The sequence below is a fragment of the Agrobacterium rubi TR3 = NBRC 13261 genome, assembly GCF_000739935.1.
GTDB classification, from domain to species: domain Bacteria; phylum Pseudomonadota; class Alphaproteobacteria; order Rhizobiales; family Rhizobiaceae; genus Agrobacterium; species Agrobacterium rubi.
Genome location: NZ_BBJU01000017.1, coordinates 79,069 through 100,065 on the forward strand (window position 1 = coordinate 79,069; position 20,997 = coordinate 100,065).

Sequence of the window (20,997 nt, forward strand, 5' to 3'; positions counted from 1 at the left end):
TCCTCGCCACAAGGGCGAGGATGACGACGGAGAGGGCTGTGGTTATTGGGGCTACCCCTTAAACGTATAGGCCTCGATCGTTTCAGGCTTCATCTCGATCGAAAAACCCGACATGGTCGGCGGCATGTAAGCGGCATCCCTGATGTCGCAAGGCTCGATGAAATGTTCATGCAGGTGATCAACATATTCGATCACGCGGCCCTCCTTCGTGCCAGAAACCACCAGATAATCGATCATCGACAGGTGCTGCACGTATTCACAAAGCCCCACGCCACCAGCATGAGGCCAGACGGGCAGACCATATTTCGCGGCGATCAGCAGCACGGCCAGAACTTCGTTCAGTCCACCCATGCGGCAGCTATCGATCTGCACCACGTCGATGGCACCTTCCGCGATGAACTGTTTGAACATGATGCGGTTCTGGCACATCTCGCCGGTGGCCACCTTCACCGAACCGATGGCCTGGCGGATTTTGCGATGGCCTGCCACGTCGTCTGGGCTCGTCGGCTCTTCGATGAAGAAGGGCTTGGCGAAGGCGAGCTTATTGACCCACTCGATAGCCTGATCGACTTCCCATACCTGGTTGGCATCGATCATCAGATAGCGGTCAGGACCGATCACCTCACGCGCGATGGTCAGGCGACGAATATCGTCTTCGAGATCACGCCCCACCTTCATCTTCACATGGTTGAAACCGGCATCGATGGCTTCCTGGCAGAGGCGACGCAGCTTCTCGTCACTGTAACCCAGCCAGCCGGCTGACGTGGTATAGCAGGCGTAGCCTTCGCTCTTGAGGGTTTCGATCCGTTCCGCCTTGCCGCTCTCGGCCTTTTTCAGGATTGCGAGCGCATCATCGCGGGTCAACACATCGGTCAGGTATCGGTAATCGACGATATCGGCGATGTGCTCCGGGCTCATATCGGCTACCAGCTGCCAGACTGGTTTGCCCGCCTGCTTTGCCAGCAAATCCCACACCGCATTGACGACAGCGCCGGTGGCCAGATGCATCGCGCCCTTGTCCGGGCCGATCCAGCGCAACTGGCTGTCGCCTGTCAGATGCCGCCAATAGACGCCGGGATTTTCCGAGACGGTGGAAAGATCGGTGCCGACAACCAGATGCCGCATCGCCTCGATCGCCATGCAGCAGATCTCATTGCCGCGACCGATGGTGAAGGTCAGGCCGTGGCCCTTAAGGTTCGGATCGTCAGTATCGAGAATGACATAGGCTGCAGAATAATCCGGGTCGGGGTTCATTGCATCCGAGCCATCGAGGCTGAGGGATGTGGGAAAGCGCAGATCGAAAACGCGCAGATCGGTAATCTTGGTCATAGCCATTCACTCGCAGTCAAGGATCACAAAATGGGTGATGCTGGAAAGGTCTATAACGGCGCGTCGGCGCAAGCGCCCGGCATTCAGCGCATCCACTATCATTGTCTCACTCCTCCCAGCGTCGCTGCGCGGTTGCGCCTGCGACGATGAAAACAAGCACAGATGAACGGCAAACACCAGCAATCAAAGCGGGCGAAAGGCGAGACGATCTTGTCAGGGGAGGTGGCGGCTGACGCCATGTCGATACGCGTCGGTGAAAAGCCCGGACACGCTCCGGGCTTTTCACGGATCGTCGCTTAGTGGCGGAAGTGGCGCATGCCGGTAAAGACCATCGCCACATTGTGCTCGTTGGCCGCATCGATCACGTCCTGATCACGCATGGAGCCACCCGGCTGGATCACCGCGGTCGCACCTGCAGCGATGGCCGCCAGCAATCCGTCTGCAAACGGATAGAAGGCTTCGGACGCCACGGCGGAACCCTTGGTCAAAGGCTCGGACAGGCCCATGGCTTTTGCCGCATCTTCCGCCTTCTGGGCAGCGATACGGGCCGAATCGATACGGCTCATCTGGCCGGCGCCAATACCGGCGGTCTGGCCATCCTTGGCGTAAATCACCGCATTGGATTTCACATGCTTGGCGATCTTGAAGGCGAACTTCATGTCTTCCAGTTCCTGCGGCGTTGGCGCCCGCTTGGTCACGACCTTCAAATCGAGGTCTTCCACCATCCCATTGTCACGGCTTTGGACCAGAAGACCGCCGGAAACGGTTTTCGCGGTGATGCCAGGCGCACGTGCATCCGGCAGACCACCGGCCGACAGCAGCCGCAGATTGGGCTTGCGGGCAACGATCTGCTTTGCTTCCTCGGTCACGTCAGGCGCGATGATGACTTCGGTAAAGAGCTGTATGATCTCTTCTGCCGTTTCGGCGTCCAGCGTGCGGTTAAGCGCAATCACACCACCGAATGCAGAGACGGGATCGCAGGCCAGCGCACGCTTGTAGGCATCCAACAAGGTTGCGCCGGTTGCCACGCCGCAGGGGTTGGCATGCTTGATGATGGCAACAGCCGGTGCCGTTTCCGGCAGGAATTCTGACACGAGCTCATAGGCCGCATCCGTGTCGTTGATGTTGTTGTAGGACAGCTGCTTGCCCTGCAACAGCGTGGCTGTGGCAACGCCGGGGCGCTTGTCGCCGGTGAGGTAAAAGCCAGCGCTCTGATGCGGGTTTTCGCCGTAGCGCATCTTTTCCTTCAGCACCCCGCCAATGGCACGGTAATGCGGCGCTTCAATCGACAACGCCTCCGCAAACCAGTTGGAAATCACCGCATCATAAGCCGCCGTGCGGGCATAGGCCTTTGCCGCGAAGCGCTGGCGCAGTGCATAGCTCGTGTGGCCATCATCAGCCTGCAAGGCTTCCAACAATTCAGGGTAATCGCTCGGGTCGGTCAACACCGTCACATAGGCGTGGTTCTTGGCAGATGCGCGGATCATCGCAGGGCCACCGATATCGATATTCTCGACCGTTGTTGGATAATCGCCGCCCTTGGCGCGCACGTCTTCGAACGGGTAGAGGTTGATCACGGACAGATCGATCGCCGCAATGCCATGCGCGCGCATCGCCTCCACGTGGTCGGCATCGTCACGAATGGCCAAAAGACCGCCATGGACGTTGGGATGCAAGGTCTTGACGCGGCCATCCATGATTTCGGGAAAATGGGTGATATCGGAAACATCGGTCACCGGAAGGCCCGCGTCCGCGATAGCCTTGGATGTTCCGCCAGTCGAGAGCAGCTTGACGCCCATATTGACGAGCGCGCCTGCCAGCTCGACGATATCAGTCTTGTCGGAGACAGACAGAAGGGCGGTGCGGATCTTGACCTTGTCAGGAGCGGGGATTTTCTTGGAAACGACAGCCATCGGGAGAACTCCGTGATGCGTGGAGGACAGGCCGGAGAGCAATCCATCCGGCGGTTGCCGCCGCGTTAGCACAGCTTTGCGCATTAATAAACACAGCCAAGCCTCGCCGCGCGTCGCCAAAGGCTGTTTTACGCAACTGAAACACCGGCAGCGCTAGAGTTTCTTCTCGATGATCCAGCGTATCTCCGTCATCTGAGGCAGTTGAAACGGAATTTCGATCTGCTGCGATGGCCGGATGCCGGAGGCATCCGCCATGAACACGTCATCGGCAATCGTCACCGTCTGTCCGGGTGCAGAAAACACCCAGCTCGTGCCATCGCCCGCACGCATCATCACGGATTCATCATCCAGCCGCACAAGTTCGATGGACGGATGAATATGGAAGCGGGAGACGGCATCAGCAGCAACAGGCTGACGCTTGCTGTCCTGCTCGGGCTGGACGCTGTCACGTCCCTTGATCTTGCTGCCGGCGGCGTTCAGCTCCAGCTCGCGCTCATAAAAGTAACCGAACTCTTTTTGATAGCCATCGTGCGATGCCCGCAGCACATCGGCACCTTTCTGATCCGTCTCCCGCTCGACGGCGACCTCGGTAATACCCGGAACCATGATAGAGCCGAGCAAACGCGACCGTGAGAGGCGTGATGACGAGGTATCGTTGATGGTGACGGTGGAATGGGCAGCCGTGGAGCGGCTTGCGCGCTTGAAGGCGTCGACGGCAAAGGGTGGAAAGCCCGAATTGACGATGAAACGGTTTCTGGAGGACGACATCTCGAACGACAGGCAACCGCAATGCGCGCCTCTGGACAGTTCCATGGATTGCGGAATGCCGGTATCGACGATCACCACCGTATCTGCCGCAGACAGCCGCTGATAGGCGATATCGGGCAGAGCACGCGACGGGCGACCGGAGGTTTCATCATAGCGCAGCACCGAGGCCAGCTCATTGGCAAGCGTCACCGTCGCACCGTTGAACAGCGCCAAATCGCCATCCTGATGGCGAAAGAAGCGTATGGCGGGAAACATGCGGTCGATAGCCGGCACGAGCCCCGGCGGCACGTCATGGCCGAGGTTTATATAGCTCTGGCGCAGCGGCAGAAGGTCGAGCATCAAATCCAATATCACCCGCGGGTTTCGCGAGATATGACCGCCATCCGGCAGAATCTGGCGTTCGAGTTCACGGTCCAGCTTGACCCCATGACGCGCAATTTTCGCAACCCGGTTGGGCAATGAAATCGATGCGATGGCCAATGCGATGCGGATTTTGAGACGTGTTTCGCCGTCTGGCGCATGTTTCGCGATCAGATTGAGATAGCGCACATGATAGCCGAGGCTTTTCAGAAAACGCCGATAAAAACCGGCATCGGCGTTCTGCAATACGACAGGCGAGTGCGACAGCCACGCGATCAACCGCTGGGCTGCGGTTTCCGGCGCCCAGGCAGCACCGCCGATCTTGCGCCCATGCATCGATATCCAGTCGGACACCAGAATACGAGCACGAGCACAGGCTTCATCGGATTTGCTGGCCCGAACATGCCGCAGCCAACGAAACGCGTGCAGCCTCTCTTGAAAGGCCGGTGAGGGCATGTCCAGCAGAAACGGTGAGACGCCTCCGGTCTCCAGAATACGGCCCGTCAGCGCAATACGGCCAAAGACCAGTTCCTGCGCAACATAGGGATCGACCGCGCGCAGATCCGTCGGCGCTGCCACCAGCCCGTTCGGCACACGATCCGCAACGCGCAGGAACTGCAGGCGCAAAGGCGCGATACCGATCATGCATCGGTCCCACAGGGTCCGTAAAAACAGCCCCGTCACGCCCAAGCTGCTGTTCAGGGATCCTACCAAACGCGTATTTCCCGCCTGCGCGAAGATATCTTGTGTTGCAAAAAATAAGTGGTTTTCGGTTGTAGCTGGAAGATCATTCAAATTTTCACGAAATACTTCATATTGTGTAAACGAAAGGCCATTTTGAAAAACGGTCCCATGCCGAACACCGCATTCAGTTACGGTATCCGATCGTTAACCTATTGTTTAAGAAAGATATTGTGCCGCGAAAACGGCACGCTAGCGTGTCGATCAGTTATAAAACAAGCTTTATGGTTTTACCCGCAGCATCGCCGCGTAGAATCCATCCACTCCGCCAAACATATCAGGCGTCGTGCGCAGCTCACCCTTTTCATTGATGGCAGCGTCCATTCCCGGACAATCCAAAGCAGAGGCAGGAACACGCTCCAGCCGCACGTCACTTGCCAGAACACGCGCAACCATTTCCTCTCCCTCGGAAGGATCGAGGGAACAATTGGAAAACACCACAAGACCGCCCGGCTTGACCAGGGTCACAGCGTGGCGCAACATCTGTTCCTGCAAGGTGGCGAGCTTGGCAATATCGCTCTTATCCTTCGTCCAGCACACATCGGGATGCTTGCGCAATGTGCCGGTGGAAGAGCAGGGAGCATCGAGAAGAACGGCATCGAACAGTTCGCCTGTCTGGTACTTCAACATATTGCTTTCGATCGTCGTCGCCTTCAGCTTAAGACGATCCAGATTTTCGCGAAGCCGTTTCAGGCGGTTGCCGGATTGGTCGAGCGCTGTGACATCGGCACCCGCAAGCACCAGCTGTGCGGTCTTGCCGCCCGGTGCCGCACACAGATCGGCGACGCGCTTTCCGGTCAGATCACCCATCAGCCTCACGGGCATGCTGGCAGAGAAATCCTGCACCCACCACTCGCCAAGTTCGAAACCATCGAGCGCCGAAACCGAACCTTCGAAGGATGCCAGTCGCACGCTGCCATTGGGCATCACAGTGCCATTCAATTTCTGCGCCCAGTGGTCAGGGTCAGACTTCACCGTGACATCGATAACCGAGGGAATGAGCTGCGCATCTGCCATTCGGATAGCAGCGTCTTTACCGTAAACGGTCTTCAAACGTGCAAAGAACCAGTCCGGCAGCACTGGAACGGTGCTGATGGCCTCCATCATCCCATCTTTTTCACGCCCCAACCGACGCAATACGGCATTGACGAGTTTCACGAAACGCCGGTTGCGTGGGTCGCGATGCGCCTGTTCGACGGCCAGATCGACCGCCGAATGGTCCGGTACATCGAGATAGATCATTTGCGTTACGCCAACCACCAAGACATGGTGCAGCGAGCGGGCGCCCTGGGGAAGGGGTCCATCCAGCAGTATGGAAAGGGCAGCCTCGATGCGCGGCAGATGCCGCAGGGCCGTATTGACGATGGCCCGCACCAAAGCACGGTCGGCGAGGTTCAGCGCACGATAGGCCGGGTTGCCGTTTTCGGCGTCCAGCATGCCGTCGAGCGAGGTCTTCTTGTCCAGCACCGCCGACAGAATTTTGACCGCAGCCGTGCGTGCTGCAAGGCCGGGTTTCCAATCCTCATTGCCGGAGTGTTCGTCGTTCCTTCCACCGGACGGCTTTCGTGTGTGATGTTTTGCCGGTTTGGCGGAAGAATTCGATGTCAAGACCAGGGACCTTTGCGCTCATTCTGTCGGCCGCTTGCCGAGCCTGTGTTCGGCACGGAGCGTGATTTGCGCACCGCCTTATCACTTGTCGGCTGGTAGGTCGATGCTTTCGCAAAGTCCTGCGTCATGCCATGAAGAGCCGCGATGCGGTTGTCGGTGTTAGGATGGGTGGAAAACAGATTGTCCATCCGCTCTCCAGACAACGGATTGATGATGAACATGTGCGCGGTCGCAGGGTTGCGTTCGGCGTCGGGATTGTGAATTTGCTGGGCAGCACCTGCGATCTTTTGCAAGGCGGAGGCCAGCCATAAAGGGTTGCCGCAGATTTCCGCACCGCGTCTGTCGGCGGAATATTCCCGCGTGCGGCTGATCGCCATTTGCACCAGCATGGCCGCCAAAGGGGCCACGATCATCGCTGCGAGAACGCCGATAAAGCCCAGCGGATTGTTGTTCTCGCGGTTGCCGCCAAAGAAGAATGCGAAATTACCCAGCATGGAGATGGCACCGGCAAGTGTCGCTGTGATCGTCATGATCAGTGTGTCACGGTTCTGGATATGCGCCAGCTCATGCGCCATGACGCCCGCCACCTCCTCCGGTGTCAGGCGCTCCATCAACCCCGTCGATGCCGCAACCGCGGCATTTTGCGGATTGCGACCCGTCGCAAACGCGTTCGGCTGCGGGCTGTCATAAACATAGACCTTCGGCATGGGTAGACCGGCATTGTGGGAGAGATCACGGATCATCGCAAAGAAGTCCGGCGCGTTGTGCTCATCCACTTCCTGCGCATTATAGGCCCGCAAGACCATCTTGTCGGAGTTCCAGTAAGAAAAGAAGTTCATGCCAACCGCAAACAGGAAGGCAATCATCATGCCTCCGGTGCCGCCAATCAGGAATCCGATGCCCATGAACAACGCGGTCATGAACGCCAACAACATGGCCGTACGCATTATGTTCATCCGAAAATCTCCGTTCAAAGGTGGAAATGGCTTATCAAGTCCATCTAACTTCTATAATCTGGTTATAAGAAAAGGCTTTTCAATATCCCGTCATAAGGGCTTGAGAACGATGCAGAACCCAGACAACGACAATAATGGCGATACCGTCCGAAAACTTTCACCCGCAGCCCAGCGCGCGCTGAAGGAAGCGGAAGAGCGTCGACGCCAAGCCAAGGCCATGGAGCTGCCCCCGGAGATCGGGGGGCGCGAGGGGCCGGAGGCCGTTCGTTTCGGGGACTATGAAATCAAGGGACGCGCCATCGATTTTTGAGCAAGGCCCAAAGGGCCTCGCTTCTCATCGACCAGATTTTTAATTAAAAATCAAACAGTTAGTTTATTTCTGTTCGAGAAGACGACAAACGCCTTCCAGCTGCTCGAGCGTCCGGTAATTGATCCGGATATGACCACCGGTTCCCCTATGGTTGATTTTTACATCCAGGCCAAGGGCGTCAGAGAGGGTGCGTTCCAGCGCGACCGTGTCGGAATCTTTCTCGTGTTCTTCCTTGCGCGGCAGCATCGGATTGAGCTGCATATGAATATCGGCCTGCGCCATCCGCTCCGCATCGCGAACGGAAAGACCTTTGGCCACGATGGACTTGGCAAGATAGGTGGGATCGGAGGTCGACACCAATGCACGGGCATGGCCTGCCGACAGCGAACCATCCGACAACATATCACGAACCGCTTCCGGTAGTTTCAGAAGCCGCAGACTGTTGGCGACATGGCTGCGGCTCTTGCCAATGATTTCGCCGAGATCATTTTGCGTATAACCATGTTCGGCAATCAGCTGATCGTAGCCCATGGCCTCTTCCAGCGGATTGAGGTCCGAACGCTGCACGTTTTCGACAATGGCCAGCTCTAACGCGGTGCGATCATCCACATCGCGAACGATAACGGGCACGTCCGTAAAGCCAGCCAGCTGTGCTGCGCGCCAGCGGCGTTCACCAGCGATGATTTCGTAGCGGTTTTCGCCGACCGTTCGCACAACGACAGGCTGCACGATACCATGCTGACGGATGGACGAGGCCAAGTCCTGCAATTCGTTCTCGTCGAAGTGCCTGCGTGGATTGCGAGCACTACGAGCTATAAATTCGATCGGTATCGTCCGGTCGGCACTCACGGCCTTTTGCGGCTCACCGACAGGAAGAGGCTGGTCCATTTCGCCAATAAGGGCCGCCAGTCCGCGCCCAAGGCGCCGCTTTGAAAGATCATCGCTCATTTTTTAACTCCATAAACCCAATGAGGCGCTGCACGACATCCATTCGTTCGGCGCATGATGGCATTTTACGTCAGCCAAAAGCGCCGTTGAGAAAATTTTATTGATGTCGTTACGCTGCCTTACGCAAACGTTCACGCTGAATCACTTCAGACGCCAATTGCAAATAAGCCTGGCTGCCGGCGCATTTCAGATCGTAGAGGATCGCTGGCTTGCCATAGGACGGCGCCTCGGAGACACGGACATTGCGAGGTATCAACGTATGATAGACCTTTTCACCCAGATGGGTGCGTACATCGTTGACGACCTGCTGTGCGAGATTGTTACGCGAGTCGAACATGGTCAGCACAATACCTTGAATATCGAGGCCAGGATTGACCGTCACCCGGATTTGATTGACCGTATCCAGCAACTGACTGAGGCCCTCCAGCGCGAAGAATTCGCATTGCAGGGGAACGAGCACGGAATGTGCAGCCGCCATAGCGTTCATGGTCAGCAAATTGAAGGAGGGTGGGCAATCCACCAGGATATAGGAGTAAGTGCGCGCCTCGTCGGACTGCAACGCATTTTTCAGCAAAAACACGCGATTCGATGCGTTCGCGACTTCCATCTCGAAACCCAGAAGGTCCATGGTTGAAGCGACGATATCAAGATTGGGCACGGCGGTCGGAACGACCACCTCGGATATGGTGTTGGCACCGATCAGCAAATCATAGGACGAGAGCTTGCGCGCTCGCCTGTCGATACCCAGACCAGTGCTCGCATTGCCCTGCGGGTCCAGATCGACCACCAAAACGCGTTCACCGATCGCTGCCAGCGCAGTAGCGAGGTTGATCGCGGTCGTCGTTTTCCCAACGCCACCCTTTTGGTTCGCTATCGTGATGATCCGGTTTTTATCAAACATGAGGGTGCACCTGCTGGTCAATCAGCGTTTCGCTGCGAGGTGGCTGATTTCAAGCACAACGGAACTCGCTTCAACGCTGCTTTGATGTATTACCAGATCGAACTCCCAACGACCACGCGCTTTTTGAACCTCTGCCTCATAATCCCGCCCTTTATTCAAATAACAGCGTAAAGTTTCGCGCTGTACTGCCCAAGGCTGGATGTAATCGAGAAGCAAATCAAGGTCCGCGAGCGCACGTGCCGATATTGCGTCACATGGACCGATGGCTTCTGGTGCGGACTCGATGCGAATAGGATGCACGGAACCACGAGCTCCGGTTTCCTTGAGCGCAATACGCAAAAATCCCGCTTTCTTTTTGTTGCTTTCAACAAGATTCACCCAGCCCTCCCCCAATTCAGCGAGAAAAATAGCTGTTATGATGCCAGGAAAACCACCGCCACTGCCGAGGTCAGCCCAGGTGAGCGGCTGCGGCGCCAGCTGGAAGATTTGAGCGCTGTCAGCTATGTGGCGCGACCACACATCTTGGAGCGTGGAGGGTGCGACAAGGTTTGTCGTGGCGTTCCATTTCTTGAAAAGCTCGACAAAATGCTCTAGCCGATCCAATGTTTCACGTGAAACACTCTGGCCGTTTATCTTCATATTCAGACTCGTTATGGCTGTGTGCGCAACTTTGAAGTTTGCGTATAGGAGCCTTTTTTCACCAATGCAAGAATCAACGACACCGCCGCCGGGGTCATACCGTCGACGCGACCAGCCTGCGCAATGTTCGTGGGCCGGGCCGCCTGAAGCTTCTGCTTAAGCTCATTGGACAGTCCTGACAGGACAGAGAAGTCAAAGTCGTCGGGAATTTTGAGATCTTCGTCGCGCTTGATGTCGATAATGTCAGCACTCTGTCGCTGCATGTAGACGGCGTAGGTCGCCTCGATCTCCAGAACTTCTGCCACCTTCATATTGATGTCGGCAAGCTCCGGCCACTCCGGTCGCAGTGTTTGAAGCGTAATGTCGGGATAGGCGAGCAATTCATAAGCGGTCCGACGTTTTCCGTCATTGTTGAGTTTGATGTCGTGTTTTGCAGCCTGGGTAGGTGTGATGGTGAGCTCTTGCAGACGCGCGCGTTGCTGATCCAGTGTTTGCAGAAAGTCCCCAAAACGCTTTGCGCGCTTAGTTCCCACAATTCCGGCCTTTATGCCGAGAGGGGTGAGGCGGAGATCGGCATTGTCCACACGAAGAGAAAGGCGGTACTCAGCGCGCGAGGTGAACATCCGGTAGGGTTCTGTCACACCCTTGGAGGTGAGATCATCGATCATCACACCGACGTAAGATTCGGTTCGGCTGAAATGAACCGGCGCACCACCACTGGCATAAATCGATGCGTTGAGACCAGCGACCAGACCTTGCGCCGCCGCTTCTTCATAGCCCGTCGTACCGTTGATCTGACCAGCCAGAAACAGCCCGGGTACTTTGCGGCACTCGAGAGACGGTTTCAGCTCACGCGGATCAACATAGTCGTATTCGATAGCGTAGCCCGGCTGTAAGATATTGACATTCTCCAGCCCGGGGATGGTACGAATGAACATCTCCTGCACAAAAGCCGGCAGGGATGTCGAGATGCCGTTGGGGTAGATGGTGTCGTCATCCAGACCTTCGGGCTCGAGAAAAATCTGATGGCCGTCGCGCTCACCAAAGCGGACGATTTTATCTTCGATCGATGGGCAATAACGGGGCCCAACACCCTCGATCTGGCCCGAATACATGGCGGACAGGTGGATATTGTCCTGAATAATCTTATGACCGGCTGGCGTCGTCCGGGTGACGCCACATTCAATCTGCGGGTTCGTGATCGCGTCGGTCATGAAAGAGAACGGTACCGGTTCCTCATCCGCACCCTGGCGCTCAACAGAATCCCAATCAATTGTCCTGCTGCTGAGGCGCGCAGGGGTTCCAGTCTTGAGGCGACCCATCGCTAGGCCCTTGCGCGCAAGCGTGTCTGACAGACCCACAGACGGCTTTTCGCCAACGCGACCAGCAGGAATCTTTTCGGAACCGATATGAATAAGACCACGGAGAAATGTGCCGCTGGTCAGAACAACTGAACGACAAGCAATCGTCCGGCCGTCGGCCAGAATAACGGCAACGATGACGTCATTATTCATCTCGATATCATAAGCATCGCCTTCTATAACGGTTATGTTTTCGATGGCAGCAATTTCCGCCTGCATCGCTTCGCGATAAAGACGACGATCGGCCTGTGTGCGCGGGCCACGAACGGCGGGTCCCTTTTTGCGATTGAGCATCCGGAACTGGATTCCACCCGCATCAGCGACACAGCCCATCAAGCCATCCAACGCGTCGATCTCCCTCACAAGGTGACCTTTGCCCAAACCGCCGATGGCAGGGTTGCAGGACATGACACCGATCGTGTCCTTGTTGTGGGTTAGAAGGGCGGTTTTCGCGCCATGGCGCGCAGCAGCGGCAGCCGCTTCGCTGCCCGCATGACCACCGCCAATTACAACGACATCATATGTCATTATAAATCTCTTTATCCCTGTCGCAGCCAAAAGGCGCGAGATGTTTCACGTGAATCATTTGCCGATACAAAACTCGGAGAATATTACGCCGAGCAAATCTTCTACATCCACACGCCCGGTGATACGTCCCAGCGCCGTTGCGGCAAGCCGCAAATATTCCGATCGGATCGCGAGATCCATACCGTCAGATGTGAGCGCATCACTAACATAGTTGAGCGTCTCTTCAAGCCGTTTCTTATGTCTGGCACGAACGGGTGCCAATGTCAGTGACGATCCGACCCTTTTTTCGATCTCGATCTTGATCGCAGACCGAAGCTGGTCCAGCCCCGCACCTGTCTTAGCAGAAAGAGCGATATCATAGGTACCGCGCACCACTTCGTGGGAATCGGACTTTGTCGCAACTCGCAAAGTCCGACCCGTCTCGTGTTCGTTCAATTGTTGCGGTTCCGAATCGAAGTCAGACAAGAGCAAGATAAGATCGGCAGTCTGGGCTGTTCGCCGCGCACGCCGCATGCCCTCCTGCTCGACGACATCGTTGGTTTCCCGAAGACCTGCCGTATCGAAAAGCGTCACCATGTAACCACCGATGTTGAGATCAATGCTGAGAACGTCACGTGTCGTGCCGGCTATGTCGGTCACAATCGCAACGTCACGCCCGCTTAAAGCATTTAGGAGTGTCGACTTTCCGACATTTGGGGCGCCCAGAAGTGCGACTTTAAAACCATCACGAATGATTTCGTTGCCTGACCCCGCGGTTAGGTGCTGATCCAGTTCCGCACGAAGTGTCGCGACATCCCTCCACACCTGGTCTGCAACGGAATCAGGAACATCTTCCTCGTCGGAAAAGTCGAGCTCAGCCTCAATCAAGGCGCGGCAGCGGGTCAGGCGGTGCGCCCATCCATCGTAAAGCTCCGAAAGCCTGCCGCTTGTCTGCTCGACGGCCAGGCGGCGCTGCATTTCGGTTTCGGCCTTGAGAAGATCGGCGAGCCCTTCGACCTCAAGCAGATCCATCTTACCATTGTCATAGGCGCGCTTGGAAAACTCACCGGCATCAGCGGGACGAACCGCGGGGATGGCGTTCAGCTCCGTGAACACCGCATCCACCACGGCGCGGCTGCCATGGACGTGGATTTCCACGCAGTCTTCTCCCGTAAACGAATACGGAGTTGGGAAAAAGAGAACGAGCCCCTGGTCGACCACCTCATCGTTGCGGTTCCGAATCGTTTTTAACGCCGCCATACGAGGCGCTGGCAGGGCACTTCGCGTCAGTGTCTCAAGCGCCTGACGTGCCAAAGGACCGCTGATGCGCAAGATCGCCACGCCAGCTGGCAGTGAGCCGCTGGAGAGGGCGTAAATCGTATCTGTAGACGGCGACATCGGGCTTCGGCTCCATCAAGTGTTGGCGAGCGTTGGGATCACCGCTGGTCGCTAGCACGAACACCAACGGTGTGCTCTCAAAAGAATTGGCCGCGTCCGTTTTTGCGGACGCGGCCTTATGACATAATGAGAGAATGCGGATGATTACGTGTTCATCGAATCGAAGAAATCGCCGTTGTTCTTTGTCTGCTTCAGCTTGTCGATCAGGAACTCAATAGCGTCCGTCGTGCCCATCGGTGCGAGGATGCGGCGCAGAACGAAGATTTTCTGGAGATCCTGACGCGGAACGAGAAGGTCTTCCTTACGCGTACCGGATTTCAGAATATCCATCGACGGGAAGATGCGCTTGTCGGCGACCTTGCGATCCAGCACAATTTCCGAGTTGCCGGTGCCCTTGAATTCTTCGAAGATGACTTCGTCCATACGGCTGCCGGTATCGATCAGGGCAGTAGCAATGATCGTCAGCGATCCACCTTCTTCGATATTACGGGCAGCCCCGAAGAAGCGCTTGGGGCGCTGCAAGGCGTTGGCGTCCACACCACCGGTCAGAACCTTGCCGGAAGAGGGAACGACGGTGTTGTAGGCGCGGCCAAGGCGTGTGATCGAATCAAGCAGGATGACGACATCACGACCGTGTTCGACAAGGCGCTTGGCTTTCTCGATCACCATTTCGGCGACCTGAACGTGGCGCACGGCGGGTTCATCGAAGGTGGACGATACGACTTCACCCTTCACCGAACGCTGCATATCGGTCACTTCTTCCGGCCGCTCGTCGATCAGAAGAACGATCAGGTAGCATTCCGGATGATTGGCAGTGATCGAATGGGCGATGTTCTGGAGAAGAACCGTCTTACCGGTGCGCGGTGGCGCGACGATCAAACCGCGCTGGCCCTTGCCGAGCGGGGCAACCAGATCCATCACGCGGGCGGACAAATCCTTGGATGTCGGTATCTCGAGTTCCAGCTTGAAACGCTCGTTTGGGTAGAGCGGTGTCAAATTGTCGAAATGCACCTTGTGGCGAATTTTTTCCGGGTCATCGAAGTTGATCGTGTTGACCTTGAGCAGCGCGAAATAACGCTCGCCTTCCTTGGGTCCACGGATCGGTCCTTCGACGGTATCGCCTGTTTTCAACGAGAACCGGCGGATCTGCGACGGCGAGATGTAAATGTCGTCGGGACCCGGCAGGTAATTGGCGTTGGCAGAGCGCAGGAAACCGAAGCCATCCTGAAGAACTTCAACGACACCTTCGCCAATGATCTCGACGTCCTGGCTCGCAAGAACCTTGAGGATTGCAAACATGAGCTCCTGCTTGCGCATCGTGCTCGCATTTTCGACTTCCAGGGATTCGGCAAAAGTCAGCAAATCGGTAGGAGATTTGCTCTTGAGTTCCTGAAGCTTCATTTCAGCCATGAAGAGAAAGACCGTCTTTAAAATATGTGTGGGGAGGGGCTTGTTCGCGAATCAGGTACTGTGGGTGGCCCGCAGACGTCTGAATAATTCACATGCCATTGAGATGAGTGACCGGAAAATAGCGGTTCAGCCCGCAAGCCGCAAGAGGAAAGCACCAATTCCGAGAAATTTATCGTGAACAGCCGTTATCCAAACGGTTTCACAACCACCAGTATGACTATGGCGATCATCAGAAGCGTCGGAACCTCGTTCATCAACCGCCAGTGACGGGCGGTGCGGATGTTCTCATCGCGCGCAAACCGCTTGGCACTGCGGCTGAAATAGACATGGGTCACGGTCATCAACACCACCAGCGCGATCTTCGCATGCAGCCAGCCGCCGGAAAACCCATAGACCGACCAAGCGAGATAAAGCCCAAGCACCCAGGAGATCATCATGGCGGGGTTCATGATGATCCTGATCAGACGCTGTTCCATGATCTTGAAGGTCTCGGATTTGTCGGAGCCGGGTTCAGCGTCGGTGTGATAAATGAAAAGCCGCGGCAGATAGAACAATCCGGCCATCCACGAGATAACAGCGATGATGTGGAGTGCCTTGATCCAGAGATAGGCATCGGCAGGATCGACATGCAGCACCACCGCAATCAGGCCAACGAACACGGCAAGAGCTGCCGCTGCCCGCAACCGCGTCTTGCGGCCTGCTTTAGCCGAGGTCGGTTTTTCCTGCGTCATGACCTGTCCCCGTAAGAGCGCACCCGCGCCACAAGCCTGGCGACATTCTCTGGGTCGGCCTGGGGTGTGATGCCGTGGCCAAGATTGAAAATCAGGGGGCCATTCCCGAGACAATCGAGGATCGCGTCTATGCCGTCTTCAAGCGCCTTGCCACCAGCCACCATGCGCATGGGATCGAGATTTCCCTGAACGGGACCGTCTTTTTGAAGATCACGGGCAAAGGACAGCGGCACACTCCAGTCGAGACCGATCGCATCGGCCTTGGTCTTCTGGCGGTAATCCTTCAGCAGAATGCCCGCACCCTTAGCAAAGGCGATGATCTTGGCATCAGGGCGACGGGCCCGAACGGATTCGATGATGCGAGCTACGGGCTTGACGGCATACTCCTCGAATTCTTTCTCTCCGAGCACGCCCGCCCAGGAATCGAAAATCTGGACAGCATCGGCACCTGCATCCAGCTGTGCCACCAGATAATCGGCCGAGGCCTCGGCGAGAAAGGCCAGCAGCGCTTCCATTGCCTGTGGATGCTGATAGCCGAACAGGCGGGCAGGGGCCTGGTCCGGTGTTCCATGGCCGGCAATCATGTAGGTCGCGACGGTCCAGGGCGCTCCACAGAAACCAAGCAGCGTGGTTTTCTCTGGCAGTTCACGGCGCAGGCGTCTGACCGCTTCAAACACCGGAGCAAGATGGGGCAAAACATTGTCTGCCGTCAGCGCTGAAATCTCATCCGCACTGATCGGGTCCATCGCTGGTCCCTTGCCTTCCGTGAAGGTGACATTGCGATGAAGCGCGTCAGGAATGACCAGAATATCGGAAAACAGAATCGCAGCATCGAGATCGAAACGACGGATCGGCTGAAGCGTGACCTCCGTTGCCAGTTCAGGATTGTAGCAAAGATCAAGGAAACTTCCTGCGACTTTGCGCGTTTCTCGATACTCGGGAAGGTATCTCCCTGCCTGTCTCATAAGCCAGATGGGAGGAGGGCTGAGTGCCTCTCCATTCAAAACCTTCAAAACGCTACGTTCAGACATCGGCGCATCTTTTCTAAAAAAATAATAAAAGAGATTCTTAGAGATTTTCTATTTCTTAGAGTCTGTGAGTAGCAAGGATTAAATCTTATCCGGCCGATATGCCGCATCGGTGCCAAGAAGACGATTGCGATAAAAACGTTTATGCCAGAGCAATGAAACATCGGGGATAATGCGAAACAAGGTATTATTTTCAGTGCCTTATGAGAAAGAGGCATAGCCAGCTTCCTGTGGATAAAGGCGGGGTGGTTTTGAAGAACGTTTCATTGTCCTCACAATTCACAAGATGCCTTTTGCTTGCTACACAAAAACCCGATTGTGGATAAAACGGCAGTTTTACACCGTGCGGGAGCAGGACCGGGCAAAGGCGACAGCTTGTCCAGTGTTATCAACAGGGAGCCGAGAACAGCGTGGAGAACACAAAAAGCTTCTTCCATCTTCACCTGATTTCTGACTCAACCGGTGAGACTCTGATGTCGGCGGGCCGGGCGGTGTCGGCGCAGTTTCACGCGGCCATGCCGTTGGAACATGTATATCCGATGGTGAGAAATCAAAAACAGCTGCAACAGGTGATCGATAGCATCGATAAGGAACCCGGCATCGTGCTTTATACGATCGTCGATGAGCAACTGGCGCAGTTCCTCGATCTTCAATGCCATGCCATCGGCGTTCCCTGCGTCAATGTCCTGGAACCTGTCATTGGAATCTTCCAAACCTATCTCGGCGCCACATCAAGACGACGGGTTGGTGCCCAGCACGCCTTGAACGCCGATTATTTTGCGCGCATCGAAGCGTTGAACTTCGCGATGGATCACGATGATGGGCAGATGCCGGAAAGTTACGATGAGGCGGATGTCGTCATCATCGGTATCAGCCGCACGTCCAAGACACCCACCAGCATCTATCTGGCCAATCGCGGCGTCAAAACCGCCAATATTCCCGTCGTGCCGGACGTGCCTTTGCCAGACAGTCTTTATAAGGCCAAGAAGCCGCTGATCGTCGGGCTCGTAGCGACATCCGACAGAATATCGCAGGTTCGGGAACATCGAGAGCTGGGTGCGACCGGCGGCTTTGACCGTCGCCAATACATCGACCGTGCCACGATTATGGAAGAGTTGAAATACGCCCGTGCGCTGTGCGCGCGCAATGACTGGCCATTGATCGATGTTACACGCCGGTCGATCGAAGAGACAGCTGCCGCCATTCTTGCTCTTCGGCAAAGGACGCGTTAATCCGTCGCTTCCTTCTTCGGAGACCATGGTTGATGAAACCAGACCTTATCCTTGCATCCACAAGTGCGTCGCGACAAATGCTAATGCGCAATGCCGGCCTCACCTTTACCGCGCAACCAGCCGATATCGACGAGCGCGCCATCGATGCGCAGCTGGTGAAAAATGGCGCGACACCTGACCGGGTTGCCGTGGAACTCGCCAGGGCAAAAGCGCTTTCCGTCAGTGCCGAAAAACCTGGCGCCGTGGTTCTCGGCTGTGATCAGACCATGTCGCTCGGAACCCGGATTTATCATAAACCGAAAGATATGGCTGAGGCCCATGCCAACCTGATGTCTTTATCGGGTCAGACGCACCACCTAAATTGCGGTGCGGCGCTTGCCTTTGGAGGTAAGATTATATGGGACGTCGTGACCTTCGCCGACCTGACAGTGCGCGACTTGACCGATGATTTCATAGAGCGACATCTAGAGCGGGTCGGTCCAAAAGTATTGTCCAGTGTCGGTGCCTACCATTTGGAAGGCGAGGGCATTCAGCTTTTCAGCGCCATAGAGGGTGACTACTTCACGATCCTTGGCCTGCCGCTTTTACCTCTCTTAACAAAACTTCGAGACTTGGACCTGATCGATGGTTGATTCACGTGAAACATTAACCATCAAGGCCTTCGTCACCGGCTATCCAATCAAGCATTCGCGCTCTCCACTGATTCACGGCCACTGGTTGAAGACGTTTGATGTGACCGGCTCCTATGAGGCCATCGCCGTCGCGCCTGACAAATTCGAGGGTTTTATCACCACATTGAAATCGGGTGAGATGGGTGGTTTTGTCGGTGGCAACGTGACGATCCCGCACAAGGAATCCGCCTACCGATTGGCCGACAAACCGGATGAGGTGGTTGAAGAGCTTGGTGCTGCCAACACATTGTGGCTTGAGGACGGACAGCTGTGCGCGACCAACACCGACGGTTATGGCTTTCTATCCAATCTCGATGCGCGCCATCCCGGTTGGGATAAGGCCGACAGGGCCGTCGTTCTGGGCGCCGGAGGTGCAAGCCGCTCTGTCGTTCAGGCACTGCGCAATCGCGGCATCGGTGAAATCAATGTCGTCAACCGCACGATTGGCCGCGCCAAGGAATTGCGCAGCCGGTTTGGGGGATGCGTCTTTGCTCACCCGATGGAGGCACTGCCGGAGGTTTTGGGCGGCGCAGGCTTGTTCGTCAACACGACCTCGCTGGGTATGGATGGGCGCGATGCCCCGCATATCGATTTCTCCACGCTGCGTTCGGAGGCGGTCGTGACAGATGTGGTCTATGTGCCGCTCAAAACACCGATCCTTCAATCTGCCGAGGAGCAGGGTTTTGCCATTGTCGATGGCTTGGGCATGCTTCTACATCAGGCCACGCCCGGCTTTGAAAAGTGGTTTGGCAAAACACCTGAAGTAAACGAGCCGCTGCGGGCACTCATCATCGCTGATATGGATAAGCACGGATGATCACTATTGGCTTGACCGGCTCCATCGGCATGGGAAAATCGACAACCGCCAAGCTGTTTGCGGACGAGGCGGTCGCCGTCTGCGATTCCGATGCGCTTGTGCATGACCTCTACGGAAACGAAGCGGTACCTCTGATCGAGGGCGCATTTCCCGGCACCACCACAGACGGACGCGTGGATCGTGAAAAGCTGAGCGAACACCTGCGACAGAATCCGGCTCACTTTAAGATGCTTGAAGCAATCGTGCATCCCTTGGTACAGCAGAAACAAAGGCAGGTTCTTGAAATGCAGCGTTCTCGTGGTGCTGAATTTGCGCTTCTGGATATTCCCTTGTTGTTCGAAACCGGTGCGGAGACACGGGTCGACTCGGTTGTCGTCGTCAGTTGCGCACCCGATATCCAAAGGCAACGCGTCCTGTCACGGCCGGGGATGACGGAGGAAAAGTTTCAGATGATCCTTGCGCGACAGCTGCCGGACGCGGAAAAGAAAAGGCGCGCAAACTTCGTCATCGATACCGGCCAAGGCTTGGATGGTGCCAGATCGCAGGTACGGGCAGTGCTTGCCGGTTTGCGGGCAGAGAAACACGGGAAGAGATAGTCATGCGCGAGATCATATTCGATACGGAAACGACGGGTCTGGAATCAAAGGCCGACCGCATCATCGAAATCGGCGGCATCGAACTGTTCAATCATTTTCCGACCGGCCGTACACTGCACCTCTACATCAATCCCGGCGACCGCAAGGTTCATCCCGATGCCTTAGCCGTCCATGGCATCACCGACGAGTTCCTGCAGGACAAACCGAAATTCGAAGAGGTCGTTCAGGAAATCCGTGATTTTTTCGAAGGCGCGCGGTGGGTGGCCCACAATGCCACCTTTGATATGGGCTTTATCAATGCCGAGTTTGCCCGGATCGGCATTGAAGCCGTGTCGCCGGAGGTCGTGACCGATACATTGTCCATGGCGCGGCGCAAACATCCCATGGGTCCGAACTCCCTGGATGCGCTGTGCCGTCGCTATGGCATCGACAATTCGCATCGTACCAAGCACGGCGCATTGCTCGACTCCGAACTTCTGGCCGAAGTGTATATCGAGATGATCGGCGGACGTCAGACGGCGCTGGGTTTCGGCAGTTCCGCCAAGACGCGTTCAACGAGCCTGGTGGAAGACGTTCCCATTGAAGTCCTGACGCGCGAAAAGCCCCTGCCATCGAGACTGAACCCAGATGTCGCTGCTGCGCATGGAAAATTGGTTCTATCGATGGGTGACAAGGCGATCTGGAACAAATACCAGCAGAATTAGAGCGTTCCTTGTTAAATGGAAACGCTTAGGCGTTGTCCTTATGTCGGCAGAAATCGTCCAACAAAAAAC

19 protein-coding genes are annotated in these 20,997 nt (G+C 56.1%); 6 read left to right on the forward strand and 13 right to left on the reverse strand.

The window, feature by feature from the left end; genetic code table 11:
* Positions 1 to 51 precede the first annotated feature (51 nt).
* The 5 genes from RRU01S_RS14630 to htpX form a co-directional block, all read right to left on the reverse strand.
* Positions 52 to 1,329, reverse strand: coding sequence for an L-fuconate dehydratase (locus tag RRU01S_RS14630; RefSeq protein ID WP_045231027.1), 1,278 nt, complete (start codon positions 1,327 to 1,329; stop codon positions 52 to 54).
* A 296-nt stretch (positions 1,330 to 1,625) separates the two neighbouring features.
* Complete coding sequence (gene purH, locus RRU01S_RS14635) at positions 1,626 to 3,242, reverse strand: bifunctional phosphoribosylaminoimidazolecarboxamide formyltransferase/IMP cyclohydrolase (RefSeq protein ID WP_045231093.1); 1,617 nt, start codon at positions 3,240 to 3,242, stop codon at positions 1,626 to 1,628.
* A 153-nt stretch (positions 3,243 to 3,395) separates the two neighbouring features.
* On the reverse strand, positions 3,396 to 5,015 hold the full coding sequence (locus tag RRU01S_RS14640; protein ID WP_045231028.1) for a heparinase II/III family protein: 1,620 nt from the start codon (positions 5,013 to 5,015) through the stop codon (positions 3,396 to 3,398).
* A 318-nt stretch (positions 5,016 to 5,333) separates the two neighbouring features.
* Complete coding sequence (locus RRU01S_RS14645) at positions 5,334 to 6,725, reverse strand: RsmB/NOP family class I SAM-dependent RNA methyltransferase (RefSeq protein WP_174447691.1); 1,392 nt, start codon at positions 6,723 to 6,725, stop codon at positions 5,334 to 5,336.
* A complete protein-coding gene (gene htpX, locus RRU01S_RS14650; protein ID WP_045231030.1) occupies positions 6,716 to 7,675 on the reverse strand; it encodes a zinc metalloprotease HtpX in 960 nt (319 codons plus the stop codon). Before htpX ends, RRU01S_RS14645 begins: the two co-directional genes overlap by 10 nt.
* Positions 7,676 to 7,784: 109 nt before the next feature.
* Between htpX and RRU01S_RS14655 the strand changes: the two genes are divergently transcribed.
* Positions 7,785 to 7,985, forward strand: a complete 201-nt coding sequence (locus tag RRU01S_RS14655; RefSeq protein WP_045231031.1) for a DUF1674 domain-containing protein — start codon at positions 7,785 to 7,787, stop codon at positions 7,983 to 7,985.
* 63 nt (positions 7,986 to 8,048) lie between these two features.
* On the opposite strand, the gene RRU01S_RS14660 is transcribed toward RRU01S_RS14655, so the two are convergent.
* The 8 genes from RRU01S_RS14660 to hemE form a co-directional block, all read right to left on the reverse strand.
* Positions 8,049 to 8,933: a ParB/RepB/Spo0J family partition protein gene (locus RRU01S_RS14660; RefSeq protein WP_045231032.1), complete on the reverse strand. Its 885-nt coding sequence runs from the start codon at positions 8,931 to 8,933 to the stop codon at positions 8,049 to 8,051.
* A 109-nt stretch (positions 8,934 to 9,042) separates the two neighbouring features.
* On the reverse strand, positions 9,043 to 9,834 hold the full coding sequence (locus RRU01S_RS14665) for a ParA family protein (RefSeq protein ID WP_045231033.1): 792 nt from the start codon (positions 9,832 to 9,834) through the stop codon (positions 9,043 to 9,045).
* Positions 9,835 to 9,855: 21 nt separating this feature from the next.
* A complete protein-coding gene (gene rsmG / locus RRU01S_RS14670) occupies positions 9,856 to 10,473 on the reverse strand; it encodes a 16S rRNA (guanine(527)-N(7))-methyltransferase RsmG (RefSeq protein ID WP_045231034.1) in 618 nt (205 codons plus the stop codon).
* Between the two features lie 11 nt (positions 10,474 to 10,484).
* Positions 10,485 to 12,362: a tRNA uridine-5-carboxymethylaminomethyl(34) synthesis enzyme MnmG gene (mnmG, locus tag RRU01S_RS14675; protein ID WP_045231035.1), complete on the reverse strand. Its 1,878-nt coding sequence runs from the start codon at positions 12,360 to 12,362 to the stop codon at positions 10,485 to 10,487.
* Between the two features lie 54 nt (positions 12,363 to 12,416).
* Positions 12,417 to 13,739, reverse strand: coding sequence for a tRNA uridine-5-carboxymethylaminomethyl(34) synthesis GTPase MnmE (gene mnmE / locus RRU01S_RS14680; RefSeq protein WP_045231036.1), 1,323 nt, complete (start codon positions 13,737 to 13,739; stop codon positions 12,417 to 12,419).
* 144 nt (positions 13,740 to 13,883) lie between these two features.
* Positions 13,884 to 15,149, reverse strand: a complete 1,266-nt coding sequence (rho, locus tag RRU01S_RS14685) for a transcription termination factor Rho (RefSeq protein WP_108722654.1) — start codon at positions 15,147 to 15,149, stop codon at positions 13,884 to 13,886.
* Positions 15,150 to 15,334: 185 nt separating this feature from the next.
* Positions 15,335 to 15,880, reverse strand: a complete 546-nt coding sequence (gene hemJ, locus RRU01S_RS14690; RefSeq protein WP_045231037.1) for a protoporphyrinogen oxidase HemJ — start codon at positions 15,878 to 15,880, stop codon at positions 15,335 to 15,337.
* The gene (gene hemE / locus RRU01S_RS14695) at positions 15,877 to 16,911 is read right to left on the reverse strand and encodes a uroporphyrinogen decarboxylase (protein ID WP_045231038.1); all 1,035 of its coding nucleotides are present in this window, start codon (positions 16,909 to 16,911) and stop codon (positions 15,877 to 15,879) included. The genes hemJ and hemE overlap by 4 nt, the downstream gene beginning before the upstream one ends.
* A 407-nt stretch (positions 16,912 to 17,318) precedes the next feature.
* Here hemE and RRU01S_RS14700 point away from each other — a divergent pair, with 407 nt between their 5' ends.
* Genes RRU01S_RS14700 through dnaQ form a run of 5 tightly spaced genes read left to right on the forward strand, consistent with a single transcriptional unit; the run spans position 17,319 to position 20,928 of the window.
* Complete coding sequence (locus RRU01S_RS14700; RefSeq protein ID WP_045231039.1) at positions 17,319 to 18,140, forward strand: pyruvate, water dikinase regulatory protein; 822 nt, start codon at positions 17,319 to 17,321, stop codon at positions 18,138 to 18,140.
* Between the two features lie 32 nt (positions 18,141 to 18,172).
* Positions 18,173 to 18,772, forward strand: a complete 600-nt coding sequence (locus RRU01S_RS14705; protein WP_045231040.1) for a Maf-like protein — start codon at positions 18,173 to 18,175, stop codon at positions 18,770 to 18,772.
* Positions 18,765 to 19,628, forward strand: coding sequence for a shikimate dehydrogenase (locus RRU01S_RS14710; protein WP_045231041.1), 864 nt, complete (start codon positions 18,765 to 18,767; stop codon positions 19,626 to 19,628). The genes RRU01S_RS14705 and RRU01S_RS14710 overlap by 8 nt, the downstream gene beginning before the upstream one ends.
* The gene (gene coaE / locus RRU01S_RS14715) at positions 19,625 to 20,224 is read left to right on the forward strand and encodes a dephospho-CoA kinase (RefSeq protein WP_045231042.1); all 600 of its coding nucleotides are present in this window, start codon (positions 19,625 to 19,627) and stop codon (positions 20,222 to 20,224) included. Before RRU01S_RS14710 ends, coaE begins: the two co-directional genes overlap by 4 nt.
* A 2-nt stretch (positions 20,225 to 20,226) precedes the next feature.
* Positions 20,227 to 20,928, forward strand: a complete 702-nt coding sequence (gene dnaQ, locus RRU01S_RS14720) for a DNA polymerase III subunit epsilon (RefSeq protein ID WP_045231043.1) — start codon at positions 20,227 to 20,229, stop codon at positions 20,926 to 20,928.
* Positions 20,929 to 20,997 lie beyond the last annotated feature (69 nt).

What these genes read in the sequence shown, in the direction of transcription:
- RRU01S_RS14630 (WP_045231027.1), bottom strand. Translation starts at nt 1,329, where the DNA reads ATGACCAAGATTACCGATCTGCGCGTTTTCGATCTGCGCTTTCCCACA.
- purH (WP_045231093.1), bottom strand. Translation starts at nt 3,242, where the DNA reads ATGGCTGTCGTTTCCAAGAAAATCCCCGCTCCTGACAAGGTCAAGATC.
- RRU01S_RS14640 (WP_045231028.1), bottom strand. Translation starts at nt 5,015, where the DNA reads ATGATCGGTATCGCGCCTTTGCGCCTGCAGTTCCTGCGCGTTGCGGAT.
- htpX (WP_045231030.1), bottom strand. Translation starts at nt 7,675, where the DNA reads ATGAACATAATGCGTACGGCCATGTTGTTGGCGTTCATGACCGCGTTG.
- RRU01S_RS14655 (WP_045231031.1), top strand. Translation starts at nt 7,785, where the DNA reads ATGCAGAACCCAGACAACGACAATAATGGCGATACCGTCCGAAAACTT.
- RRU01S_RS14660 (WP_045231032.1), bottom strand. Translation starts at nt 8,933, where the DNA reads ATGAGCGATGATCTTTCAAAGCGGCGCCTTGGGCGCGGACTGGCGGCC.
- RRU01S_RS14665 (WP_045231033.1), bottom strand. Translation starts at nt 9,834, where the DNA reads ATGTTTGATAAAAACCGGATCATCACGATAGCGAACCAAAAGGGTGGC.
- rsmG (WP_045231034.1), bottom strand. Translation starts at nt 10,473, where the DNA reads ATGAAGATAAACGGCCAGAGTGTTTCACGTGAAACATTGGATCGGCTA.
- mnmG (WP_045231035.1), bottom strand. Translation starts at nt 12,362, where the DNA reads ATGACATATGATGTCGTTGTAATTGGCGGTGGTCATGCGGGCAGCGAA.
- mnmE (WP_045231036.1), bottom strand. Translation starts at nt 13,739, where the DNA reads ATGTCGCCGTCTACAGATACGATTTACGCCCTCTCCAGCGGCTCACTG.
- rho (WP_108722654.1), bottom strand. Translation starts at nt 15,149, where the DNA reads ATGGCTGAAATGAAGCTTCAGGAACTCAAGAGCAAATCTCCTACCGAT.
- hemJ (WP_045231037.1), bottom strand. Translation starts at nt 15,880, where the DNA reads ATGACGCAGGAAAAACCGACCTCGGCTAAAGCAGGCCGCAAGACGCGG.
- hemE (WP_045231038.1), bottom strand. Translation starts at nt 16,911, where the DNA reads ATGTCTGAACGTAGCGTTTTGAAGGTTTTGAATGGAGAGGCACTCAGC.
- RRU01S_RS14705 (WP_045231040.1), top strand. Translation starts at nt 18,173, where the DNA reads ATGAAACCAGACCTTATCCTTGCATCCACAAGTGCGTCGCGACAAATG.
- RRU01S_RS14710 (WP_045231041.1), top strand. Translation starts at nt 18,765, where the DNA reads ATGGTTGATTCACGTGAAACATTAACCATCAAGGCCTTCGTCACCGGC.
- coaE (WP_045231042.1), top strand. Translation starts at nt 19,625, where the DNA reads ATGATCACTATTGGCTTGACCGGCTCCATCGGCATGGGAAAATCGACA.
- dnaQ (WP_045231043.1), top strand. Translation starts at nt 20,227, where the DNA reads ATGCGCGAGATCATATTCGATACGGAAACGACGGGTCTGGAATCAAAG.